This window comes from Eisenbergiella massiliensis (assembly GCF_003435485.1).
The window spans coordinates 200,166-223,214 of the sequence record NZ_QVLV01000006.1 but is presented as its reverse complement, the minus strand read 5'-3'; the positions used below and the strand labels follow the sequence as shown (position 1 = coordinate 223,214).

Annotated in this window: 17 protein-coding genes and 1 pseudogene; 4 read left to right on the top strand and 14 right to left on the bottom strand. The window is 47.4% G+C overall.

Annotated features, from left to right (window positions below):
* Nucleotides 1-376: 376 nt before the first annotated feature.
* From DXC51_RS11040 to DXC51_RS10985, 12 genes are all read right to left on the bottom strand, one after another.
* Nucleotides 377-1,402: a PfkB family carbohydrate kinase gene (locus tag DXC51_RS11040; protein WP_180998039.1), complete on the bottom strand. Its 1,026-nt coding sequence runs from the start codon at nt 1,400-1,402 to the stop codon at nt 377-379.
* Nucleotides 1,403-1,431: 29 nt separating this feature from the next.
* Nucleotides 1,432-2,394 carry a bifunctional 4-hydroxy-2-oxoglutarate aldolase/2-dehydro-3-deoxy-phosphogluconate aldolase gene (locus tag DXC51_RS11035; protein WP_021637195.1) on the bottom strand — a complete coding sequence of 321 codons (963 nt, stop codon included), beginning with the start codon at nt 2,392-2,394 and terminating at the stop codon, nt 1,432-1,434.
* 609 nt (nt 2,395-3,003) lie between these two features.
* Entirely contained in the window at nt 3,004-4,824 is a 1,821-nt protein-coding gene (locus tag DXC51_RS11030) for a glycoside hydrolase family 35 protein (protein WP_117544552.1), read from the bottom strand.
* On the bottom strand, nt 4,799-6,247 hold the full coding sequence (locus DXC51_RS11025) for an alpha-L-fucosidase (protein WP_117544551.1): 1,449 nt from the start codon (nt 6,245-6,247) through the stop codon (nt 4,799-4,801). Before DXC51_RS11025 ends, DXC51_RS11030 begins: the two co-directional genes overlap by 26 nt.
* A gap of 15 nt (nt 6,248-6,262) precedes the next feature.
* Nucleotides 6,263-7,930, bottom strand: coding sequence for an extracellular solute-binding protein (locus DXC51_RS11020; RefSeq protein ID WP_117544550.1), 1,668 nt, complete (start codon nt 7,928-7,930; stop codon nt 6,263-6,265).
* A 39-nt stretch (nt 7,931-7,969) separates the two neighbouring features.
* Nucleotides 7,970-8,872, bottom strand: coding sequence for a carbohydrate ABC transporter permease (locus tag DXC51_RS11015; protein ID WP_117544549.1), 903 nt, complete (start codon nt 8,870-8,872; stop codon nt 7,970-7,972).
* A gap of 17 nt (nt 8,873-8,889) precedes the next feature.
* Nucleotides 8,890-9,837 (bottom strand): ABC transporter permease, encoded by a 948-nt coding sequence (locus tag DXC51_RS11010; RefSeq protein ID WP_117544548.1) that lies wholly within the window; start codon nt 9,835-9,837, stop codon nt 8,890-8,892.
* Nucleotides 9,838-9,865: 28 nt separating this feature from the next.
* A complete protein-coding gene (locus DXC51_RS11005) occupies nt 9,866-11,161 on the bottom strand; it encodes an alpha-L-fucosidase (RefSeq protein ID WP_117544547.1) in 1,296 nt (431 codons plus the stop codon).
* Nucleotides 11,162-11,309: 148 nt separating this feature from the next.
* Nucleotides 11,310-12,617 carry an alpha-L-fucosidase gene (locus DXC51_RS11000; protein ID WP_117544546.1) on the bottom strand — a complete coding sequence of 436 codons (1,308 nt, stop codon included), beginning with the start codon at nt 12,615-12,617 and terminating at the stop codon, nt 11,310-11,312.
* 174 nt (nt 12,618-12,791) lie between these two features.
* Nucleotides 12,792-14,303 carry a type 2 periplasmic-binding domain-containing protein gene (locus DXC51_RS10995; protein ID WP_117544545.1) on the bottom strand — a complete coding sequence of 504 codons (1,512 nt, stop codon included), beginning with the start codon at nt 14,301-14,303 and terminating at the stop codon, nt 12,792-12,794.
* A complete protein-coding gene (locus DXC51_RS10990) occupies nt 14,300-15,037 on the bottom strand; it encodes a response regulator transcription factor (RefSeq protein WP_117544544.1) in 738 nt (245 codons plus the stop codon). The genes DXC51_RS10995 and DXC51_RS10990 overlap by 4 nt, the downstream gene beginning before the upstream one ends.
* A 3-nt stretch (nt 15,038-15,040) precedes the next feature.
* A complete protein-coding gene (locus tag DXC51_RS10985) occupies nt 15,041-16,795 on the bottom strand; it encodes a sensor histidine kinase (RefSeq protein WP_117544543.1) in 1,755 nt (584 codons plus the stop codon).
* 428 nt (nt 16,796-17,223) lie between these two features.
* On the opposite strand from DXC51_RS10985, the gene DXC51_RS10980 reads away from it, so the two are divergent.
* Nucleotides 17,224-18,153, top strand: coding sequence for an Rpn family recombination-promoting nuclease/putative transposase (locus tag DXC51_RS10980; protein WP_117544542.1), 930 nt, complete (start codon nt 17,224-17,226; stop codon nt 18,151-18,153).
* A gap of 195 nt (nt 18,154-18,348) precedes the next feature.
* Here the strand turns inward: DXC51_RS10980 and DXC51_RS30740 are convergent, their stop codons facing one another.
* On the bottom strand, nt 18,349-18,687 hold the full coding sequence (locus tag DXC51_RS30740; protein ID WP_117544541.1) for a glycoside hydrolase family 66 protein: 339 nt from the start codon (nt 18,685-18,687) through the stop codon (nt 18,349-18,351).
* On the opposite strand from DXC51_RS30740, the pseudogene DXC51_RS30735 reads away from it, so the two are divergent.
* Nucleotides 18,678-19,031 (top strand): annotated as a pseudogene (locus DXC51_RS30735) (hypothetical protein); the annotation flags it as partial. The gene DXC51_RS30740 and the pseudogene DXC51_RS30735 sit on opposite strands and share 10 nt — an antisense overlap.
* Before the next feature lie 36 nt (nt 19,032-19,067).
* Here the strand turns inward: DXC51_RS30735 and DXC51_RS30000 are convergent.
* Nucleotides 19,068-20,060, bottom strand: coding sequence for an MICOS complex subunit MIC60 (locus DXC51_RS30000; RefSeq protein WP_243003178.1), 993 nt, complete (start codon nt 20,058-20,060; stop codon nt 19,068-19,070).
* Between the two features lie 123 nt (nt 20,061-20,183).
* Between DXC51_RS30000 and DXC51_RS10965 the strand changes: the two genes are divergently transcribed.
* Nucleotides 20,184-21,122 (top strand): hypothetical protein, encoded by a 939-nt coding sequence (locus DXC51_RS10965; protein WP_117544540.1) that lies wholly within the window; start codon nt 20,184-20,186, stop codon nt 21,120-21,122.
* 302 nt (nt 21,123-21,424) lie between these two features.
* A complete protein-coding gene (locus tag DXC51_RS10960) occupies nt 21,425-22,813 on the top strand; it encodes a transglutaminase-like domain-containing protein (RefSeq protein ID WP_117544539.1) in 1,389 nt (462 codons plus the stop codon).
* The last annotated feature ends 236 nt before the right edge of the window (nt 22,814-23,049 follow it).

Sequence of the window (23,049 nt, the reverse complement as noted above, 5' to 3'; positions counted from 1 at the left end):
CCCTTTTTTCCTCTTAACATTATTTTTTCCAGTTGGATAAAAATGATATTACCATAACACATATAAAGGCATTTGTCCCCACAGATTCCCTGGACAAAACTTATTGCTTATGCCGCCTCCTGCTCCTGGAAGGCCGGACCGTTTCTGGCAAAGGATAGAATGTACCGGCGGAACAGCACCGCCGGCAAAGGGAATCATGGCAAAGCCTTCTGCAACATTTTAACGCAAAAAAATGCGCCCTCTGTCCGGAGGGCGCATACAAACCGCAAAAACGGCCATCAGCTTTATACCGCAGCCACATCCATTAAGTAACAGATGTCAGGTATTCAGTCATATATACATATATATATTCAAAAATCAGGCAAACATCACAGCATCAGCGCTGTACTCTTCCCGAGGCATCTCCGCCTGCAAGCTTGGAAACCTCATCCACGGTTACCATATTGAAGTCACCTTCGATGCTGTGCTTCAGGCAGCTGGCAGCAACGGCAAACTCAATGATCTGCTGAGGCTCCATATTCTGCAGGCAGCTGTAAATCAGCCCTGCGCCGAAGGAATCCCCGCCGCCTACACGGTCAACGATGTGCATCAGATAATTTTTGCTGAAATAAAAATCCGTTCCGTCATACAGCATGGCAGCCCATTTGTTGTCATTTGCGGAAATGGACGTCCTTAAGGTGATTGCCACCTTCTTAAAGCCGAATCTGTCAGCCAGCTGCTTTGCCACGTCCTTGTAGCCCTCGTGATTTACCTGTCCGCTGGTTACATCGGTATTTGCCGCTTTGATGCCGAATACATCTCCCGCATCCTCTTCGTTGGCAATGCAGACATCCACATATTTGCAGAGCTCTCCCATAACCTGTCCTGCTTTTTCCTTACTCCACAGTTTATTTCTGTAATTCAGGTCGCAGCTTACGGTGATTCCCTTTTCCTTCGCTTTCTTTACGGCTTCCAGACAGATTTCTGCCACATTGTCGCCCAGCGCGGGAGTAATCCCGGTAAAATGGAACCAGTCTGCGCCTTCAAAAATCTTATCCCAGTCAAAATCCTCTTTTACCGCTTCCGCAATAGAAGATCCGGCACGGTCGTAAATAACCTTGGAAGGACGCTGGCTTGCGCCTTTTTCCAGGAAATAAATACCTACACGGCTGCCGCCTCTTACGATATCTGAGGTATCCACGCCAAATTTTCTCAGGGAATTCACCCCTGCCTGTCCGATTTCATGCTTCGGCAGTTTGGTCACAAATTTGGAATCCAAACCAAAATTCGCCAGAGATACGGAAACGTTCGCTTCCCCTCCGCCATAGGTTGCGCCATAGGTATCCGCCTGTACGAAGCGGTAATAGCCTTCCGGTGCAAGTCTCAGCATGATTTCCCCGAATGTAACTACTTTACTCATAATTTTCCTCACCTTTCCTTTATCCGTTTCTCTTATTTCTGTACCAGATGAACCGCAAAACCGCCGACTTCTTCCTTCAGATAAATTGCCTTGAGGCTGCCCTTGTCATCATATTTTGCACTGGACTGATCAAATTCAACACCCTGGTATTCGAGATAATTAACCGCTCTGTTGATAAAGTTGGTCCTGATGCCGATATGTCCCTTAGCGCCCAGCCCGGGTGTCTTCATCACTTCTACTGCAGTTCCTGCAAATACGGAGCTGGCGCCGGTTTTCTTCGTAAATCCGAAAATGGATTCAAAACGTCCTGCTGTTTTGTCGGCAGCATCTTCATCCGTCTCATTAATTCCCACATGCGCCAGTTCAAAGCCAAGCATCAGCTGTACCGCTTCTCTTGTAAGCGCTTCAATTTTATCAAATTCACCCGCATTGATCAGCTCGCTCTTCACCATCCAGCTTCCGCCGCAGGCAATAATTTTATTAAAACCAAGATATTCATTCAGGTTCTTGGCGCTGATTCCGCCGGTAGGCATAAATTTCATATTTACATAAGGAGCGGACATCGCTTTGATCATGGCCAGGCCGCCTGCCGCCTCTGCCGGGAAAAACTTCACAACATCAAGCCCCAGGGAAATGGCGATTTCAATATCGCTGGGATTCGAACAGCCGGGGGTGACGGGAATTTTATTATCCACACAGTATTTTACCACTTCGGGATTCAGCCCGGGGCTGACAATAAAGGTCGCTCCTGCATCCATGGCTTCATCTACCTGTTTTGTGGTCAGCACGGTTCCTGCGCCCAGCAGCATTTCCGGGAACGCCTTTCTGATGGCGGCAATCGCTCCTGCTGCAGCTTCCGTACGGAAGGTCACCTCCGCACAGGGAAGACCGCCGTTGCAAAGCGCTGCTGCAAGCGGCACCGCATCCTCCACTCTGTCAATTTTCACAACCGGGACAATACCGATTCTGCTGATTTGTTCCAATACTTCGTTCATTCTCTTTCCTCCCCTTTTTAGGTGATAGGTTATTTATTCCTGCGTACAACGGACCGGATGGCTGCGGCGGGCGCAGAAACCAGGATTTGTAGATATAATGTCGTCTACGCTGACATTATATCATGTTTTATCTATTATTTACTATATCATCTTATTTCTTCCGTATCTTGTTGGTTTTTTTCGTAAATATGGTTTTTTTTGAACCATTACGGAAAATACTTATAATCCTTATTATCCTTTGCCATTCTGATACTGCTCTCATGAACGGCTGCTGCTTTCAGGGAAATACGCTCATCCGCCCGGAAGAACTTCTGCCGCTGGACAGCGCCCGGAATCTCCACACCAATCAGGGAAAGCCAGGCTTGCCCGCCTGATCAGTTGTTGGAAAATGAAGGCCGCATTGCAGACATTTTGGAAGCGGCAAAGAATGCCGCGGTCAGGAACAGATTATATAAAAAGTACGGGCTATAGCAGCGTGTGAAAACGGACTGCTATACCGCCCGCAGAAAGAGAGGGACTCTTCCATTCATTGGAGGGGTCCCTCTCTCTTTTCCTTACAAAAATAAACAGTGACTGTCCAGCGCTTTCACAGTTACAATAAATACTATATTACCCCAAATCCGGTTCCGCCAGCAGGGAAATACTGTCTGCGCATTTTCCTTCCGATTCAAAAAGAATGATTTCGTTCTCCCCTTTTTTCAGAAGCGCTCCCGGCAGATACAGCCTTTTCTGCGGGCCTGCCTCCCAGAACCTTCCCAGATGGAAGCCATTTACAAAAACACAGCCCTTTCCCCAGCCGCTGCAGTCCAGGAAGGTATCTCCAGGCGCCTCCACCGTAAAGGCAAACCGGTAAAACGCAGGCATTCCCTCATCATAGCCTCTGGTAAAATCCAGCTTCTCCAGGTTATCCATGGGAAGGCAGTACTGCTGCCAGCCATGCTGGGCGAAACAATCGTTTATCATTACGCAGCCGTCGATTCCCTTCCTCTGCCAGTTTATCATAGGCCCATAATTGACCCTTCCCATGTTTTCCATGAGAATATCCAGCCGGATATCCTGCGATACTGTCGGCTCCACCTCATGGCGTTCCAGAAGCTCCCTGTCCATTGCAGTGAGAATCCTTTTTCCATCGGCAAAGCAAATGGCCCGATCCGCCGCCTGATAAAGCCTGATGCTGTGCAGCTGTCTCTCCGTATGCAGAACCGAGGAATACAGGGTATAACCGTAGCTCTGCCCCAGCCGTTCCATGGACATGGGACTGAGTGTCCCTACAGGCTCCGCCAGGCAGTCCAGCGCATGGAACAAATCTACCTTCTGCGAAACATTGCATGTGCCATAGGCAGTTCTTTCCCGGAAATTCTTTTCTTCCCCATCTTCTCCGGATAATTTGCTGCCGGTAATACTTTCATCCGGCTCCGCCCCTTTTCCGCGATGCCTGCTGATGATCTCCTGGAAACGTCTGTATTTCTCCGTAATCTGTCCGTCCTCGGTAAGCAGGGCGTCATAATCGTAAGAAGTCACATCCGCCGTCAGATGATCTCCGTAATTGGATCCGTTCATAAAGCCAAAGTTAGTGCCGCCCTCAAACATATAAAAGTTCACATTTCCCAGCTCCAGAAGCTCCTCCAGCTCCTTTGCGGCAATTTCCATATTGCCCTTATGGTGCTTCTCATCGCGCCAGGCATCAAACCAGCCTATCCAGAATTCCGTGCACATACAGGGACCGCCGTCCGTATATTCCTCCAGAATAGAAAAAGCCCTTTTCGTGCCTGAGCCGAAATTCGCGGTGGGAAGCACACCGTCAATCCTGGTATTGGAAAGCATGTTATGCCCCGGCCCGTCGGATGCAAAAAGAGGCACCGTAATTCCCTGTCCGCGCATCATATCCCGCAGGCTTTCCAGATATTTCTTATCATTGCCGAAGGAGCCGTATTCATTTTCCACCTGAAGCATGATGACGGGGCCGCCGTGATCAATCTGGAGCGGCGCCAGCAAAGGCATCAGCCTGTCATAATAGGCTCTCACATGGCAGAGAAATCTTTCATCGCTGGTTCTTAAGGCCATATCCCCCTGCGCCAGCAGCCAGGCGGGCAGGCCTCCAAAGTCCCACTCCGCGCAGATATAGGGCGAAGGGCGCAGAATCACCCACAGCCCCAGCTGCTGTGCCTTCCGGATGAAAGACACTATGTCCAGCATGCCGTGTACCTTTTCCCCATAAAAGTCAAACCTGCCCTTTTCAGGCTCATGCATGTTCCATGGGATGTAGGTTTCCACGGTATTGCAGCCCATCTCCTTGAGCTTCCGCAGCCTGTCCTCCCAGTATTCGGGAAGGACCCTGAAATAATGGATTCCTCCCGAAATAATCTGGAACGGTTTTCCATTCAGATAAAATTTGTCCCTGATTTCAAAGGTTCCTGTGTTTGTCATCATAATAGATTCCAATTTCAGTCAATGAAGTCTTTCCTCTTGCTTTAAGCACTCTGAACCTCAGAACCTGCGTATGTACCGTGGGGAAACGGCATATTCTCTGATAACCCACTGTGGCAGCCCTGTAAATTTCCTGAAATCCCCCTGCTACCGGAATCTCCAGGCAAAATTCCTCAATATGCTGTCCAAGCTCTATGGTTTCCTTAATGGTCACCAGATTTATTTCTTTTTCCCCTATCAGATGAATTTCAATCGCAGGAAGTTCTTCGGAAGCGGCTTCATAAAACTGTCCCCTGTCCTTATTTAGTACCGCGCCGGCATCCCTTCCCTTTCCGGCTGCCGCTGATGCATTTGCAAGCTGGGATTTACTGAAGATGCGTTTGATTTCATTTCCCATTTCCCTAAGGCGCGCCACGTCCGCTTCATCAAACAGTCCCTCTGTGTTGGGAGGAACATTCAGGAGCAGATTGGCATTGCCGCCCACTGCTTTTTCATACATATTAATCAATGTATCAAGCGAATGAAGCTTTTCCGCTTCGCCTTTCATATAGCCCCAGCTGGGGCGTATGGATACATCCACCTCTGCGGGATACCATATCAGTTCATCATATTGCTGAATGAATTCCCGGCTTCCGATATCCATCCATGTGGAATTGGGAACCTTATCAATCTGCCTCCAGTATCCGGGATTACGTTCCGTAGTCATAATTACCCTGGGAACTACGCTCCATTCCTCTTCCCTGCTCACCCCTGCTTCGTTTCCAATCCATCTCACGTCAGGGCCGCAGATACTGATACAGGCTTCCGGCTGCAGTCGTCTGATTATATCATAATAGCCATCCCAATCATAGTCCTGAAGTTTATCTTTTGAACGGCAGGCGCCGTCAAACCAGACGCAGAACAGTTCACCGTAATTACTGCACAGCTCCGTCAGCTGATTTTTGAAAAATACGTCATATTCCGGTGTGCCGTATGTCTTTTCATGCATATCCCATGGGGAAAGATAAACACCGAACTTCAGGCCTTCCGCATGACAGGCCTCGGAGACCTCTTTTACGATATCCCCTTTTCCATCCTTCCACGGGCTGTTCCTGACACTGAATTCCGTATATTCACTGGGCCAGAGGCAAAAGCCTTCATGATGCTTACAGGTCAGCAGCAGGCCTTTCATGCCTGCTGCCTTAAATGCCCTGACCCACTGATACGGATCGAATTTTTCCGGATTGAAGATTTCAGGCCCTGCCTTCCCCTCTCTTGACGGGTCAAACGTATATAAGCCAAAATGTACAAAACCGTAAAATTCCATGCAATTCCATTTTACCTGTCTGGCTGAGGGCACTATGGCTGCCGCTCTTTTTACAGCTGCTTCTGTAGCGTTCTGCTCATCCGGGATATATTTTACTTCGGAATCGACTCCTGTATCCATGGTTCTCTCCTTTACTTATTCTGCCGAATCGTAACGATCAAAAATCTGCTGCTTTACTTCCAGGTAATGACTTAAGCCCACATTTTCAAGCTCTTTCAGATAATTATCCCAATCCGCATTGACGTCGCTTTCACCGGCGATCCATTTTGCCAGCTGGTTCTTGGAATAAACCTGGAGGTCAGTTTCTGTTGTAGCGATATCTTCCTTTTCTTCCACCGTCATGTAGCAGCTGGGCCAGCGTTCCCAGGTTCCGTCCTCGAATTTTCCGGCATACTGCTTCATCTGTGCATTGATTTCGTTCTTGGCCGGATTCCCGAGGAAATCTTCCACACCGGCTCCAAGAATCGCAGGTGCAAACGGGAGCTGCTGCTGTCCGCGGATTTGATCCTCCGGAAGCTCTGTATCTTTTTTGAAGATAATATTATTATTGTCATCATAATACCAGGCTTTTTCTTTATCAGGCCCAATCCCATAGGTTGCATTCAGACCTGTTTCCATATTTTCATAAAAACGATCAATCCACTGCATCAGAATTTCCGGATTTTTTGCTTTGTCGGTTATCATAAATCTGCCTTTGTAGAAGCCTGTAATCCCTTCCACCAGAGCATTCTGCTCTCCATCCGGTCCCTTAAGGGGCATAAGCGCCACATACTCATCCGTATGCTCTCCGGCATCCGTAATGTCCCAGGCAGAAAATACTCCGACCGTTCCCTGGGAAATCTTTGCTGTCATACCGCTGGAATCCTGTGTAAATATGTCTCGATCTACCAGCCCTTCACCATAAAGCTTACCCAGCCACTCAGCACCTTTCTTAAAGCTGTCCTGTGCCCCCAGGTATTTTACCTCTTTATTGTCAATCATAATATAGTCAGGTGAAAGAGGATAACCGAAAGCTCCGAAATAAGGACCGTGATCGGATGCTCCCCAGTCAGAGAACATAAATGTCATCGGAATCTCATCCGCTTCTCCATTGCCGTTGGGATCCTCTTCCTTAAATTTCTTCAGAACCGCTTCAAACTCTTCGGTGGTTGTGGGGATATCCGCACCTACCGCATCCAGCCATTTTTTATTGATAAAGGTATTGTTGTAAATATCCGGGTTGTACAGTACGGAAGGCATGCCATAGATATTGCCGTCCGCGCAGGTAATCATTTTCATCAGGTCAGGATATTCTTCGCTGACTCTGCGTTTGAAATTAGGACAGTACTTATCAATTAAATCATTCAAAGGAATATATATTCCTTCACTGCCATAGGTGACAATATCATTGTCCGAACCGCCGAGTGCTCCGATAAAACCATCCGGATAATCGCCTGACGCCATCAGCAGCTTAAATTTCTCGTCAGCCTCTGTTTCCAGATAAGTAACCCATTCGATATGTACATTGGTTTCTTCCTCCAGCTTCTGCCAGAATTCCCCGTCCGCCGGGTTTCCCCAATTAGGTGACAGCTGACATGCCAGCGTATAAGTAACCTTTTCATCCACAATGGGGCCTTTGCCGCTTACTTCAGAAGTCCCGCCATTCTCCGCATCTGCAGCCGTACTTTCCCCTGCAGCCGGTGTTTCTGCCGAAGCCGGTACAGATTCCTTATTGTTCCCTGTTTCCGAAGAACCGCATCCTGCAAGCAGCATAGCGCCTGTAAGCATGATACACAACAATCTTCTGATACTTTTTCTTTTCATACTGTAATCCTCCGTTTCATTAATAATAAAAATAGTATTTCAGCCCTTCACAGAGCCTACCATAACCCCCTGCACAAAATATTTCTGCACAAAAGGATAAAGGACAATCATGGGTACGCTGGAAACCACCACCAGCGCATATTTCAGCATTTCCGTCTGTTTATACATCTCAGCCCGGTCAGTCATTCCTGCAAGAGAGGCGTCCGGCTGGCTGGAAATCAGGATATTTTTCAGTACAAGCTGCAGCGGATACCTGCTTCTGTCGGACAGATAAAGCAGAGGCTGCATGTAGGAATTCCAGTGTCCTACTGCATAAAACAGCACCATAACCGCAATCAGTGCCTTGGAAAGAGGCAGTACAATCCGGAAAAAGAAATAATCATTCCTGCATCCGTCAATCTGGGAAACCTCCAGAAGCTCCTTGGGGATATTGCTTTCAAAAAAATTCCTGCACAATATCAGATTCCATACACTCATGGCATTGGGTATTACCATTGCCCAGAATGTATTGATCAAATGGAGATTTCTTACCAGCATATAGGTAGGCACTGTACCGCCCCCGAAAAACATGGTAAATACGAAAAACAGTGTAAATCCTTTTCTGCCCCGCAGATCGGGCCTGGATAACGCATATCCGGCAGTCAGCGTCACTGCAAGGTTGATGCAGGTTCCCACTGCCGCATACATAATGGTGTGCATATATCCGTTCATAACCTCCGAATTGCTGAAAACCTTTTTATAGCTGTCCAGCTGAAATCCCTTGGGAAGCAAAAATATCTTCCCTGTCAGTACCAGATCCGGATCGCTGAAGGATGCGATTACCACATAATACAAAGGATATAAAATAATGAGAAAAATAAAAACCAGCAACAGGGTGTTAACAATGTCAAATACCTTGTCTCCCGCCTTTATACTTTTATTTCTGATTGACTTTTCTTTCATATGCCGCCTCCGCTCTCTTACCACAGGGATGTCTCACTCAGTTTTCCGGATATCTTGTTGATCGTAATCAGGATTACGAAATTTATCGCGGAATTAAACAGGTTAATCGCGGCCGAAAAGCTGTAACGTGCATCTATCAGACCGACTTTATATACGTAAGTGGACAGGATTTCGGACACACCCGAGTTTCTGTCATTCTGCATCAGATATGCCTTTTCAAAACCGACGCTCATCAGGTTCCCGGCACTCATAATCAGCATGATAATAACCGTTGGCATAATACTGGGAAGATCAATATACAGAATCCTCTGCAGCTTGCTGGCTCCGTCCAACTCCGCCGCTTCATAAAGAGTCGGATCAATTCCCGCCAGGGCCGCAAAATAAATAACCGAGGAATAGCCCATCCCCTGCCAGATGCCTGACCAGACATACATGTGGCGGAAGCTTGCTTCACTGGACATAAAGGTATATGCCTCCATTCCCAGCGCCTTCAGTACCATATTCACCACTCCGTAGTTTGTGGAAAAAAAGATATTCATCATACCTACCAGAACCATAACCGATATAAAGTAGGGCATATAGGTCACTGTCTGTACTACCTTGCCGAATCTTTTACTTACACAGTAATTCAGCATCAGCGCCAGGATTACCGGGAAAGGAAAGGACACGATAAGGGAGTAGGCGGAAAGGACTACCGTATTGGTTATTATCTGCTTTGCCATATAGGTACTGAAAAATTTTTCAAAATGCTTCAGCCCCACAAAGGTGCTTCCCATAATTCCTCTTGCCGGGCTGTAATCCTGAAAGGCCATCAGCACTCCATACATAGGTACATACATAAAAATGGCAACATACAATACCGCCGGCAAAAGCAGCAGGTACAAATCATAATGTCCTTTCATATAGGCTCCGAAGGGCTGCTTTTTCGGCATAATTGCTTTGGCTGCTTCTTTTCTCTTTTTCACAATTCTGTCCCCTTTCTAAAAATGGTGTTCATCCGTAGACCGTAAAATCCCGGATAACCGGCTTTCCCTCGCTTTGAAGGATATCCAGCCTGATTTCACGCGCCCTCAGATCGGCCGTGCGTATCAGGCGTTTATGTCCGATGCAATGGGCATGGAGCAGTTCCCGTTCTCCTCTGTCCGTTTTTGCCGTGATTCGGAATTCCCGTATTTTTTCTCCCTCCGAAATTTCTTCCATTATGGAAATATTTCTTATTATGCTGCTTTGGGGCAAAGTAAGGATATGGGTGGCGCCTTCTCCCCTCACACTTTTCAAAGGTCTTTCATAAATGCGTCTGAGATATGCCCCCAGCTTTACGTACTGCTCCGTATCAGGAAAGCTTCCATCGTCCGCAATACATTGGCCCAGCAGGAAATTGCTGTTTCTCCCCACAGAGGTATAATAACGTTCCAGCAGTTCCTCCGGCGTCCATACCAGGCCTTCCTCTCCAGGCGCCCAGCCCCAGCCGGCTCCGGCGGCCTGCGGCCTGCGGTTTCCCATATCCGTTTCGGCCGGAAACCAGTATTTTCCTCCGGGTACGCCGCTGCCGATCAGTTCATCTCTGCTTTTACCGTCAAAATGGCACACCTTCTGATCCGCTGTCGACCAGGTGTCAAAAGGAGCCTCGCCGTCCTCATTTCCAATCCACCGAAGATTCTGCCCATGCTCTTTCGGTCCCTGGAAACAGATGGCCTGCGGCTGATATTCTTCTAACAGTTTTGCTACATCCGCACCGCCGTCCTGTCTTGTAACAACACCGCCGTCAAACCAGATCTCAAACAGCTGTCCATATCTGCTCCACAGCTCCGTAAGATCACCCTCCACCACGCGCAGATATTCCTCATGCTCTTTTGTTCCTGGTGTCCGGTAACTCTCTCTGTTGTAATAATGTCCGTTAAATCCGGTCTGGTAATATAAACCCGGAAGAATATTATATTTTTTGCAGGATTTGATAAATTCTCTGACACAGTCGAAGGTTCCCCGCTCATAAGGGGATTGTTTCATCGATCTGGGATTTGATTCCGACTGCCATAAGGAGATTCCCTGGCAGTTTTTTTGATTTGTAACAAATATGGCATATTTGGCACCCAAAGCGGCTGCGCTTTCCAGCCATTGATCCGTATCCAGCTTCTGCGGATTCAATCCTGCAGGATCCGCCGCCTTTTCAGGTGCGATTCCTTCCAGTCTGCTCATCCCCAGCAGCCCTCTGCTGTAGTGGATAATCACTCCCAGCTCGCAGTCAGCCCAAAGCTGCTGCTGTTTTGTCGGCCGGCATAATTCTTTCATTCCAATACCCCTGCCCTTTCTGTTTTTTCTGACGACAGAATTATTGTATTACAAAACAAATTTATACAATATGCACTGGTTTTGGTATTTTGGTATTATTTTTGGTAAAATCCTGCGTATTCTTTATCACTATAAGGCAGAGCTCATCCTATCGGACGAGCTCCACCTCAAGTACGGTATCCACCGGATCCGGCAGTATCGGGTTTTTCCCCAGATCAGCAAAGGTAATCTCCGGATAATTTTTGCTTACCCAATTATCTGCTATCGGCACTTCGGCCCCGGCTGAAATCAGCCTTATTTTTTTCACATCCTTCTTTTCGATTCCAATCAGGGGAACCGGTCCGATGGTATTATCAAAAATATGATAATACAGTTTATTTCCCTTCTGGGTAATCCGGCCGAAATCCGGACGGGGCATGTCCGACATACCGCAGCCATAAATGCTTTCCCCGTTTTTCTCCATCCATTTACCAATTTCCTTCAGTCTGGATACCGACTCCTCCGGAAAGTTTCCCCGTGCATCCGGCCCTACGTTCAGCAGCATGTTTCCACCCTTGGATACGCATTCCACCAGCTTCCTGATAAGCATGGGCGCAGGTTTGAAATATTTATCCTTCAGGTTATATCCCCAACTGTCATTCATGGTAAAACAGGCTTCCCAGATCAGTGGATTACCATTTATATCACGGATCCCCTCCTGCGGAATGATCTGCTCAGGGCTTACAAAATCGCCGTGATAGGGCAGCGGATTCCCTGATGCAAGAGAACCCAGGCCGGAACCGCTCACCTCCAGCCGGTTATCAATAATCACGCCGGGCTGCAGCTGTCTTACCATATTGACCAGCCTGGTTGCTCCCCATTTTTCCCCACTGTATTCTCCGAAGGAATAGTCAAACCACAGAATATCTATTTTTCCATAGTTTGTACACAGCTCCCTTACCTGATTATGCAGATATTCCACATATCTCTCCCAGACACGGCCCTCGTCCGGATATGCCGGGTTTTGATACATAGGATGGGCGCCATCGCTAAAATGCGGGTAATCCTCATGGTGCCAGTCAAGAAGGGAATAATACAGCCCAACCTTCAGCCCTTCGGCCCTGACCGCTTCCACATATTCCTTTATCAGATCCCTGCCGCATTTTGTATTTGTCGCTTTAAAATCCGTATACCCACTGTCAAACAAACAGAAACCATCGTGATGCTTTGCCGTAAGAACCATATATTTCATTCCGGCTTTTTTTGCCAGCTTCGCCCATTTTTTCGGATCATAATCCACTGGATTGAATTCCTCAAAATATTTCCCATATTCCTCATCCGTCAGCTTTTCAAAGCTGCGCATCCATTCCCCTCTTGCGGGAATGGAATACAGCCCCCAATGAAGGAACATGCCGAATCTTGCCTGTGTGTACCATTCCATCCGTTTCATATAATCCTCTTTGTTAAAGCTATACATTATATAAACCTCCCTTCCTGTTATATTACCTATCCTAAAAGGATGTGCTTTTAAGTTCCATGAACAATTTTTGGTCTTTTGGTATTATTTTTTACCAATGGCCTTCCGCATTCCATAAAACAGCTGCCGCACCGACAAAATATGTCAGTACGGCAGCCAATGGTTCCTTTTCCATCACTTCATCCTGAATCTGTAAATCCGGGCCTTTCTTTCCTCCAGCTCCTTAACTCCGGCTTTGTACAGCTCTTCTTCGAAACTATCGTATAATGTCTTAAATTCCTCTTCCGTTTCCGCCATGATGATTGAATTCAGATGTACTTTTACACATCCGTCAACGGCAGTTTCCAGATTCCTGAAGTCCTCTTCCTCCATTGGGAAAAAAAGTTCTGAACTGTCATAAACAGTTACCTCCGGCATGCGGGCGAAAGCACAGAGATTCTGTTTCCACGCCATATCCCGCGCGTCGGGTTTTCCCTGGATGGAACAGTACCAGTCCATATCTAGCAACGGCCACCATTCACCCGGACAGGAGGTGATATAATCCGCCATACCCTCCGGCGAGGTCATATAATCCAGCCAGAGAGCGGCCGCCTCCGGATATTCACAGCTTTTCGAAATAAAAGTAGTCATCTCTCCGCAGGCAGGTGACAGAGCCATTTTCAAAACCGGTTTGCTTCCGTTATCAGAAAGTATGACACCGCTGGACACCCATTCCAGAGGATCAATCCCTGAACGGCTTACATCTCCGATAAAACAGAGAACCTGTCCTGAATTCAGCGTCCTTTGTATATTATAGGGCTTCATTATGAACTGCTCCGGCTCCACATACCCGCACCGAAGCATCCGGTTCAGAAAGGAAAGTGCATGCCTGCTTCCATCCGCCAGAATACGCTCCTGATATCTGCCTTCCCTATCCGTCCAGCCGGCGCCGAAAAAGTCACAAAGAATGGGAAGGGTTGTTTCCTGATAATTTCTCCCGTCAACAAGCAAAGGTATTACCGGATTGGTATTTACCGTAACCTCTTTTTCCATTACCATTGCAAATGCCGCCAGCACTTCTTCCTCCGTGCGCGGGCCATTGGAAGGAAGGCCAAGCCTCTTCAGCAAAGCCTTATTCCATATGATGCCAAGCCTGCAGCCCTGCTGCTGCAATTCCCGGTAAAAAGGGGCGATCTCTTTGTATTTCATCTGATTGTCCGGACTGTGCAGATCAGAGGAAAGACCGTACCAGTCTCCATCCCTTTGAATAAGTTTGTCTTTCATATCCTCCGGATAATCCGTAAGCAGATGTGAGGAAGGTAAATAAGTGCGCATCAGCTCCTCTATTGTCCAAACCTCGTCCGATTTTATCAAATGTCTGATCATGTTATCATCGGAAACAGATAAAATATCCGGTAATTTTCCGTTAATTATCATCAGGCTCAGCCTGTTGTCTCCATTGTCCTCGGGTATCATATAACTGATTTTCACACCAGTCTGTTCCGTTATATTACCCGTACCGCTCCCAGCTTCCTCCGACCATTCCTCCGGATACCACAACGGCCTGTCGGAAAACCAGCTCAGCTCACGCACAATGTCTTCAGGAATGCCCTCTTCCAACTTTTCTGCTGCTCTGTTATATATAATAAAAAAAATGCAAAACCCGGCCAGCATAATAATCTGTATAATTCTTATTCCTTTTTTCATATGCTTTTCCTGTACATACTTGGAGACATTCCCACGTATTTTTTAAACGCCTTGGTGAAATAAAAATAATCATGATATCCTACCATATCCGCCACTTCATCTATGGACAGTTCCTCCCTGCACAAAAGCTTTTTTGCATCCTCCATTCTTTTGCCGGTGATATATTCCGAAAAGGACTGCCCGGTCTCTTTTTTAATCAAGGTACTCAGATGGCCGATACTCAGTCCGCATTCATCCGCCAGATCACCCAGGGAAATTTTATCTGTATACCGTTTATTAATCTCTTCAATAATCTTTTTTACCCTGGAATCCTGAATGCTGCTGTCCATATCTTCAACCGGCTCGGGTTTTTCTCTCTTCTTCTCCCGGACATCCACATATCTTTTCAGGATTGCCGTAAGGCCATCCTCCTCCACCGGCTTGAGCAGATAATCGAAAGCGCCCATCCGCAGGGCATCCTTGGCATATTCAAATTCCGCATAACCGCTGATAAATACCACCTTCAGGGTATGTCCCTCCTCCATCAGCTTTTTCATAAGCTCCAGGCCATTCAGCCCCGGCATCCGGATATCCGTAATTAAAAGATCAGGCTTTAATTCCTTTACCATTTCATATGCCTTAATTCCATTCGGGGCTTCTCCCACAACCTCAAAGGGCAGGCCGCTTCTATGGATTAATTTTTTAATACCGAAGCCGATCCACACCTCGTCGTCCGCTATTATTACCTTGTACATATGCTACATCCCCTTTCCTGGTATTCTGTGAGGGATTATAATTTCCACCCTTGTCCCTTTTCCCGGGCTGCTTTCCATTCTGAATGTGGCCGTCTCCCCATAAAAAAGCTGTAACCGCTGGTAAATATTCGTCAGTCCTATACTGTCTTTACTGGAACTGCGGTGCAGGCTCTGCCTTTTCATCTGATAGAGAAGCCTGTCCACCGTTTCCTGCTGCATGCCGCAGCCGTCATCCTCCACCGTAAGCCGCAGCCATGTTTCACGGACAATTTCTACCTTGACAGCAACCAGACCATCCTCCAGCTTCTGTTCCAGTCCATGGAAAATACTGTTTTCCACAATAGGCTGAAGAATCAGCTTTATGAGTTCCTTATCCTCCGCCTCCTCTTCCACCTGGATATCCACCCGTATTCTTCCACCAAAGCGATAGTGGATAATCTTGGCATACTCCCTGATATTCCGGATCTCCTCCGCCACCGTTACCACATTATCCCCTTTAATGGCATATCGGAAGATTCTTGACAGGGCCATTGTAATTTCTGCAATTTCATCCGCATCATAATACAGGGCCATGGCCCTGATGCACTCAAATGTGTTATACAGGAAATGGGGATTGATTTGATTCCGATAAGCCAACACCTGCATCTGCTGTTTGGCAAGCTCTGTTTCATAAAGGATTCTCTGTGACAGTCTCAGCTTTTCGCTCATTTCATCCTTTTCATCCAGCATGTGGTTCAGGTTCCCTGCAAGTACGCTGATTTCATCCTCCCCTTCTATCGCAAGCCTTCTGGTGGGATAGGCCACATTGTTTTTTACAAACAGGTCTATCCTGCGGATGGGACGGATTACTATAAAATAGCAGAAACAAAGCAACAGCAACAGCCCTGCCAGCGTAATCAGATAAATTACCAGAATCGAGCTCCTCACAATAGTCATTCCGTTGTATAGCTCCTGAACAGGGATGATACTCACAATCCGCCAGCCGGTTTCTTTCTGTTCCACCACCTGTATGAAGCGCTCCGGCGTGCTCTCCAGCTCACTGGCATCCAGACGCTGGAATTCCTGTTCCCTATCGCCGGCAATCACCACATTGTTCCTGTCCACCAGAAACAACTGCTCATTTTCGGTAATTGCTGTATCCACCAGGTAAGAAGAAAACTTACTCGCTCTCATCAGAAAGACAATCATCCCAAGCTGCTTATCATAATTTCCATTCTGAAGATCATAGACCGGATAAAAAACCATAAAATATGCTTCACTGGAGGAATTCGGCCGGAATACATTGGAATAAGTCAGCTTACTCACCATCTCAACCTGTGCAAATACATCAAAATCCTTTCCCACACCTGCCAGCTTGCTTTTATGGGCATCGTACAGCGTAATTCCTGCAATATCATTTTGTATCATCATTGTATTGGATAGAAGAGATATCAGATTTTCGTATTCATTCAGCCTGTCAAGCCTGCTCTGGCTGAAATAATCATAGGCGGTCTGTTCATAAGCCAGAAGGGTAAGTATATTATAAAGTGAATTATGGAATTCGGACGTCTTGGCATCGATTTGGTGCAGAATTTTTTCATTGGAGGTTTCTGTATTTTTCCTGATCAGATTCTTTACAACCCGGGTTGTAAGTCCATAGCTTCCTGTCATAAAAACCAGCAGCAGGATTACAATCACCAGAAACCGCCTGAAAAGACTGTTTTTAATCCATAACTTATCTTTTATGTTTTTATTGCCGCCTTTTCTCTTCCCCAGCATTTACCCACCCTCGTTTTCGGAAATAAAATCTCATAATATAGTTTATACGAGCTTGTGGCGGATTGCAATATTTATCCCCCATCTCCGGCTAATTTGCTGTTGCCAGGTTATTACTGTCACATTACTGTCTTCCCCCATTTATTCCGGATATGAACAGTAACGCGCCTGCATATCATAATAGTATTGCAAAAGGAAATACTTGTTTTCTTCCTAATCCTTTGCTATTATTATTTTGCGAAACAAAATTTAGCGGATAAATTCATGGCGGTGTTTCAGCCGCTTTTCTGAATGAATCTTTGGGAACTCTCCCATATATTCCAATGTTCAAATAATAATCGTCCGGTATAAAAACTATCGGCAAAGTTTGTTTTTTTCTAAATACTAATTGATTTTTGTCGTTAAAAAATTTATAATTACAGGAGATAATTATGGGTAAAAAAGATATTACCCTGAATGCTTTTCTGGGAGATGTGCATATTTTTGCAGATCTTCTGAACGGATGCTGCTTTCAGGGAAAAACAGTCATCCTTCCGGAAGAGCTTCTGCCGTTGGACAGTGCCCAGTATACCAGCACCAATCAGGGAAAACCCGGGAAAAAATACAGAGATTTGAAAAAGCTGTGGTATCAGGAAGAACCAGTTGCCATATTTGCGGTAGAGAATCAGGAATGCAGAGACTATCGGATGCCTGTCCGTTGTATGCGTTATGACGCGGATGAATACGAACGTCAGATTAAGGCTTTTGAAGCGGAACAGAAATCCGTCAGTATAATTTTCAGGCCTGGGAAAGCCATATCGCTGCTGCCCGTGCTGACCATTGTTTTATATTATGGGCAGGAGGAATGGACGGTTCCCCGCAGACTGTCCGAAATGATTGCTTTTCGTTCAAAAACGGCGCGCTTCAGAGAACAGATTCCGGACTATCCTCTGCGCCTAATCTCTGTAAGGAAAGATATGGATATTGAATTGTTCCATACTGAGCTGAGAGAGGTTATGGGAATTCTACAGCGTGTGGATGACAAACGGGCCATGCAGATTTTTTTTGAAAATAACAGAGCCGCTTTTTCAAGGCTGACGGAACAGGCCTTTGAGGTAATTGTCAACTGTACCAATTCACCAAAACTGAGAAAATATATGCTGGAAAATAAGGAAGGAGAATGTGTTGATATGTGCAGAGCTTTTGAAGAATGGATGGAAGACTGCAGGACGGAAGGTATAAAGGAAGGCATAAAAGAAGGCGAAAACAGATTTGCCCGGCTGATACATCTGCTGGAAAGGGATAGCCGTTATTCAGATATTTCCAAGGCTGCGGACAATCCTGCCATCAGAAGCAGACTGTACAGAAAGTACGGACTGTAAAGGTTTTGGAAAAAGTACCGATATATAATAGATCCCATATACGTCATGGATAAGGATAAATAAATATAGCCGATTATGCTTCAGAAACAGACTCACCGACTGACCGTTTTTTCGTGAACATATTGAGGGATTCTTCCGTTCTTAATGGAGGAATCCCTTTGTTATTTCCTCAAATATCAGTTCATTTTTCTCTTATTATTTCATTCTTATAAAAACCATCGCCCACACGAAAAGCCATGGCACAGTAAACTTTACAAATCTCCCCTTATTAGTCAAAAAATAATCATATTGTAGACTATTCATACCTTCATATGAAGCTATATCTGACTGAAATCCCACAGCATCCTGCGCTTCTTTATCCGGAGTTGCCAGATATATTCCTTCCACATCTCCGTCTGTAAGTACAGTAAATTCCAGTTCACGCTGTACCTGGGGCCGTTCCTTCCCCCGGTTCCAATAATCATCACTGCATCCGCACAGATTGATCAGGCTGATGCGCTTTGCTCTTTCGCTCTGACGAATAATTGTCCAGATTCTGCCGGCTGCCTACCGAAAATTTTACCGAGCCCCTCCTTACAGATGCACTTCATGGATCCATCTGTGCATTACTTTCCCCTGACAAACCAGCCCGTATTTCCGAGTCCCAGCAAATAGCGGAAAATGCCCGTAAATACATCCTGTCCCATTATCAGGAGCAGATAAGTCTTTCACAGATAGCAGAAGAAATCGGCGTCAACAGCTGCTATCTGAGTGATATCTTCCATAAATATATGGGGGAGCCCTGTTCCCGCTATCTGCTTCGCATTCGAATGGAACAGGCGGCCCGGCTTCTGAAAGAAAATCCAGGAGAAAAGATATACAAAATTGCTGAACACACCGGTTTCGTCAGTTACCTTTGCCGTTTTGAAAGAACACTATTCATCATCCTTCTCAAAATACTTATCCCTCCACTTCCGGCCAATCTGCTGCAGCCGGATTGCTGTCTGCGCCAGTTCGTCATACTGGCGTTTTGCCTGCAGGAGCTGTTTTTCATAGCCTTCCCTGCATTTGGCCAGCTTTTCCTCGTATTCTCCCCGCAGGCGGTTTACCTTTCCTTCGTATTCCTTCCGGCACTGGATCAGGCGCTCTTCCCGTTCCTGCTGAAGTTCTCCCATTTTGGCCAAGGCCACTGCCTGTATTTCTTCTTTCTGAAGCTCCCAGCCTTCCTTTTCCTCCTGCCAGGCCGCCTGAAGGCTGTTCAGCCTCCGGCCGTGCTCTTCCTCTCCCACCTGCCGTCTTTCTTCAAAAATAAGCCCGCTCTTCCATTCAAAAACCCGGACCTCTCCGCTGATTTTGTCCACACAGGTAATTACCGTCCCCGCATCCGTTGCCGTCACATGAAAACCCAGCGCATTTTTTCCCACAAGATCATTCTTCCCTGCCAGATCATTTCTCCTGCCCTTCTGCTCCTGGTTCTCATCCTGTCCGCCGCTCTTTCTGGCGCCGTCCCCGACAGGGCTTTCCTTTTCAAAGACCACTCCCCGGCAGTTCTCCTGATACGGCATGCATACGTAAAGTCCATACCCCTTTTCACGTCCGGAAAAGGCCTGGTAGAACAGATACAAATCCCCGTCCCTGACTACCAGATGCAGATTGCAGAATCCGTACCCAAGCGGTCCGTCCGTAAGAATGATCCGCGCAGGGCCGTTTCCCAGCGTATCCAGTATAATCGTATGCTCCAGGTTTTCATACACATAACACACCGTATCCCGAAAAACCCGCGCCTCAAAATGCGCCAGATAATCTCTCTTTACCTCTATTGGCAGCATCCCCCTTGCAAAGGGCAGCAGGCAGTATAATACGGAGTTGCCCTGGGAATACAGCGCCACTCTCTGTCCATCCGACATTTCAAAAATCTGGTAAGCCATGGTGTTTCCTCCTTTATATCCACTTCGCGTTCACTGGCTTTACAATAAATATATTTCCAACACTGAACAAAAAGAAGCGGGATGCATAGGATATAGTAAGTATTTTTATAAGGAGCATTCCATATGCCTAACTGCAAATCCAAAAACTGCAAATGCTGTTCAAAAAGATATGTCAGCTGCGGTATTGACAAAAAAGGCAACTGCCTGGATGTCTGCACGGATCCTATCTGCGGTGACCCGGACTGCCTTACGGTCCTGACCCCGGTTGTATATGATGAGCTTGGTATCAACCTCTGCCGGAATATCCCGCTGGAACCGCCCTCCACAAATGTAGAAAGCATTTCCGTACAGGTTATGGATATCACATTTGAAACCTGCGGCGACGCAGCCGTATCCGCTGTCCCGATCAGCGGAAGGCCCAACTGCTATCTTGTGACGCTGACTAATCTGCAGGTTGTTTTTTTCGTAACTTTTTACGACTGTGCAAAACGGGTACTCTGTACACAGACCGTATGCGCAAACTACCTGCCCTATGACGAGTCCTCCGCAGACTACGAATACATGGATGAAGATACCAATCCCTCCTCTGTGGAACTGGAAATTTATGCACCTTACGGCGTAGCCCATGCCGATACGGCCGATCTACCGGCTATTGTCCACGTTATCGGCTTCGGAGCCTGCAATACCTCGCTGACCCAGGGACTGAACCTGATTGCAATCCCCAAGGTCCTTAACTATGATACAGAAGATGATATTGCCACAATCGGGCTGAGCGTTATCCTGAAATCCGTTTATTTCTCCCAGTATAAGCTTCCCCACAATGGAAAAGCGGTGGTCCCCAAGGCCTGTACCCGTCCTACGGATGATACTATCTGCCTTGATTTTGTATGCGGCGACCTTCTTGACCTGGCCATCAAACCGCTGGAGCTGGGCCCGCCCAAATACGAAGAGACTCTTAAGGATTCCTGCGATGTCTCCTGTGACGTTCCCTGTGACCCCTGCTGCGCCGCCACACCAGGTTCCAAGGGCTGCAAGCAGACGCCGACGGCGGAAAACGACTGACCTTCCGGCAGCAGAAGGGTGCTGCTAAACCAGCACCTTTCAAGCTGCGGTTCAGCCTTACAAAAATGATTGCCCAACTGCCTTCAGCGCTCCGTTTTCCATGGCCAATCCGTCCATTCCTTTCCACATGGCAAAACTGCCGCCTTATTTTACTTTTTTGTCGCCCGAAACGGTAAAGTATGATAAAATCAGTAGAAAAGACATAACTGTTATATATAAAACAAACAGTTATTAAACCTGCCCATTTGCCGCCGGGCTCAGGCGGATACCAGTGCTCTCCCCAGCAAAAGAAAGGACATGCCATGACTATCAATGATAAAATCCCGTATCTGTCAACCCCGCTCCCGGAAGATATTCTGCGTTTTAGCAGGGCCGGATATTTTACAAAGGCGCTTTCCCTCATCGAAGGCTATCTGGCTGAAGATATTCCCAAAGCCCTCCGGGGACGTCTGGAACTGGAAAAAATCAGGCTTATCCACCTGCCCGCGGATTTTCCCTACACCTATACACAGGCAATGGCGCTCATCCATGAAACCATTCCTGATTTTACCGACGAAGAATTTGCCGCCCTGGAGGATGCCGGACGGATTGACTGTCTTTTTGTGGAGGGGGAGAAAAAATATTTTTCCCGTTTCTTTGAAACGCTCACCGCCACCCACCCGGACATCGCAGCACGCTCCTATCCCTCGCTTACCCTGGAAGCCGCCCGCAAAGCGCAGTTCCGGCGGGAAACCATGAAAAAAATCATGGAAGACGGCGGACTGCAGTATCACATCCATCTCCGGGCCGGACTGCAGGTCAAAGACGAATTCTTTGCCCCCGGAAAGGAAATGCTTGTCCACCTTCCCTTCCCTAAGGAAAGCAGCCCTACCTCCCACATCCGCATTCTCCGGACAAGCCATAATCCTACCGCGCTCGCGCCCGTAGATGCGCCGTCCCGGACCATCGCCTTCCGGACCACGCTTACGGAAAACGCCGCCTTCTGGGTGGAATATGAATATGACAGCACGATACGTTATCAAAAGCCCGATCCCGACGGGGTATCCCCCCTGCAGCCGGACTTTGATACGGACGAAGCGCTTCCCCACATCCGCTTCACGCCCTTTTTACGTTCTCTTGCAGAGGAAATCACCGGCAATGAAACCAATCCTCTTTGCAAGGCGGAAAAAATATATGACTACATCACTACCCACGTGAAATATTCCTTTATGAAAGAATATTTTCTGCTGGATGATATCCCGGAATACTGCGCCATCAACCGGAAGGGGGACTGCGGTGTCCAGGCGCTGCTTTTCATCACCCTCTGCCGTATCGCAGGAATCCCTGCGCGCTGGCAGTCCGGGCTGTCCGCCACGCCGGAATCCATTGGCCCCCACGACTGGGCACAGTTCTATATCGCCCCTTACGGCTGGCTGCATGCCGACCTCTCCTTTGGCGGAAGCGCCTTCCGCGCCGGGGATGAGGAACGCAGGAAATTCTATTTCTGCAATCTGGATCCCTTCCGCATGGTTGCCAATACGGAGTTTCAGGCGCCGCTGCTTCCCGAAAAGAAAGGGCTGCGGGCAGATCCCTATGATAACCAGGTAGGGGAATGTGAGATTGAAGGCGTGGGGCTTTATACCACACAGTTTGAATATTTCCACCAGATGATCGATATCCATCCGGTTCCCTGCGATTTCCCGGAGGAGTAAAGCCATGACGGGAGCTGCCCCTGGAAGCTATTTTTAAGCCGGAAGCCATTCGGGAAGACATCCCGGAAGCCGTTTTAAAGCCGGAAGCTATGAAGCCGGGCTTATTCTTCCGGCCTAAAAACGCTGCCGGCATCAAGGTGCCTGCGGCAATCAAATCCCCCGGCAAGCAGCGGGGGATTTGACCCTCGCGGCAGTCGCCAAATATCCATGCAAGCATGGATACTTGGCTCGTTGCT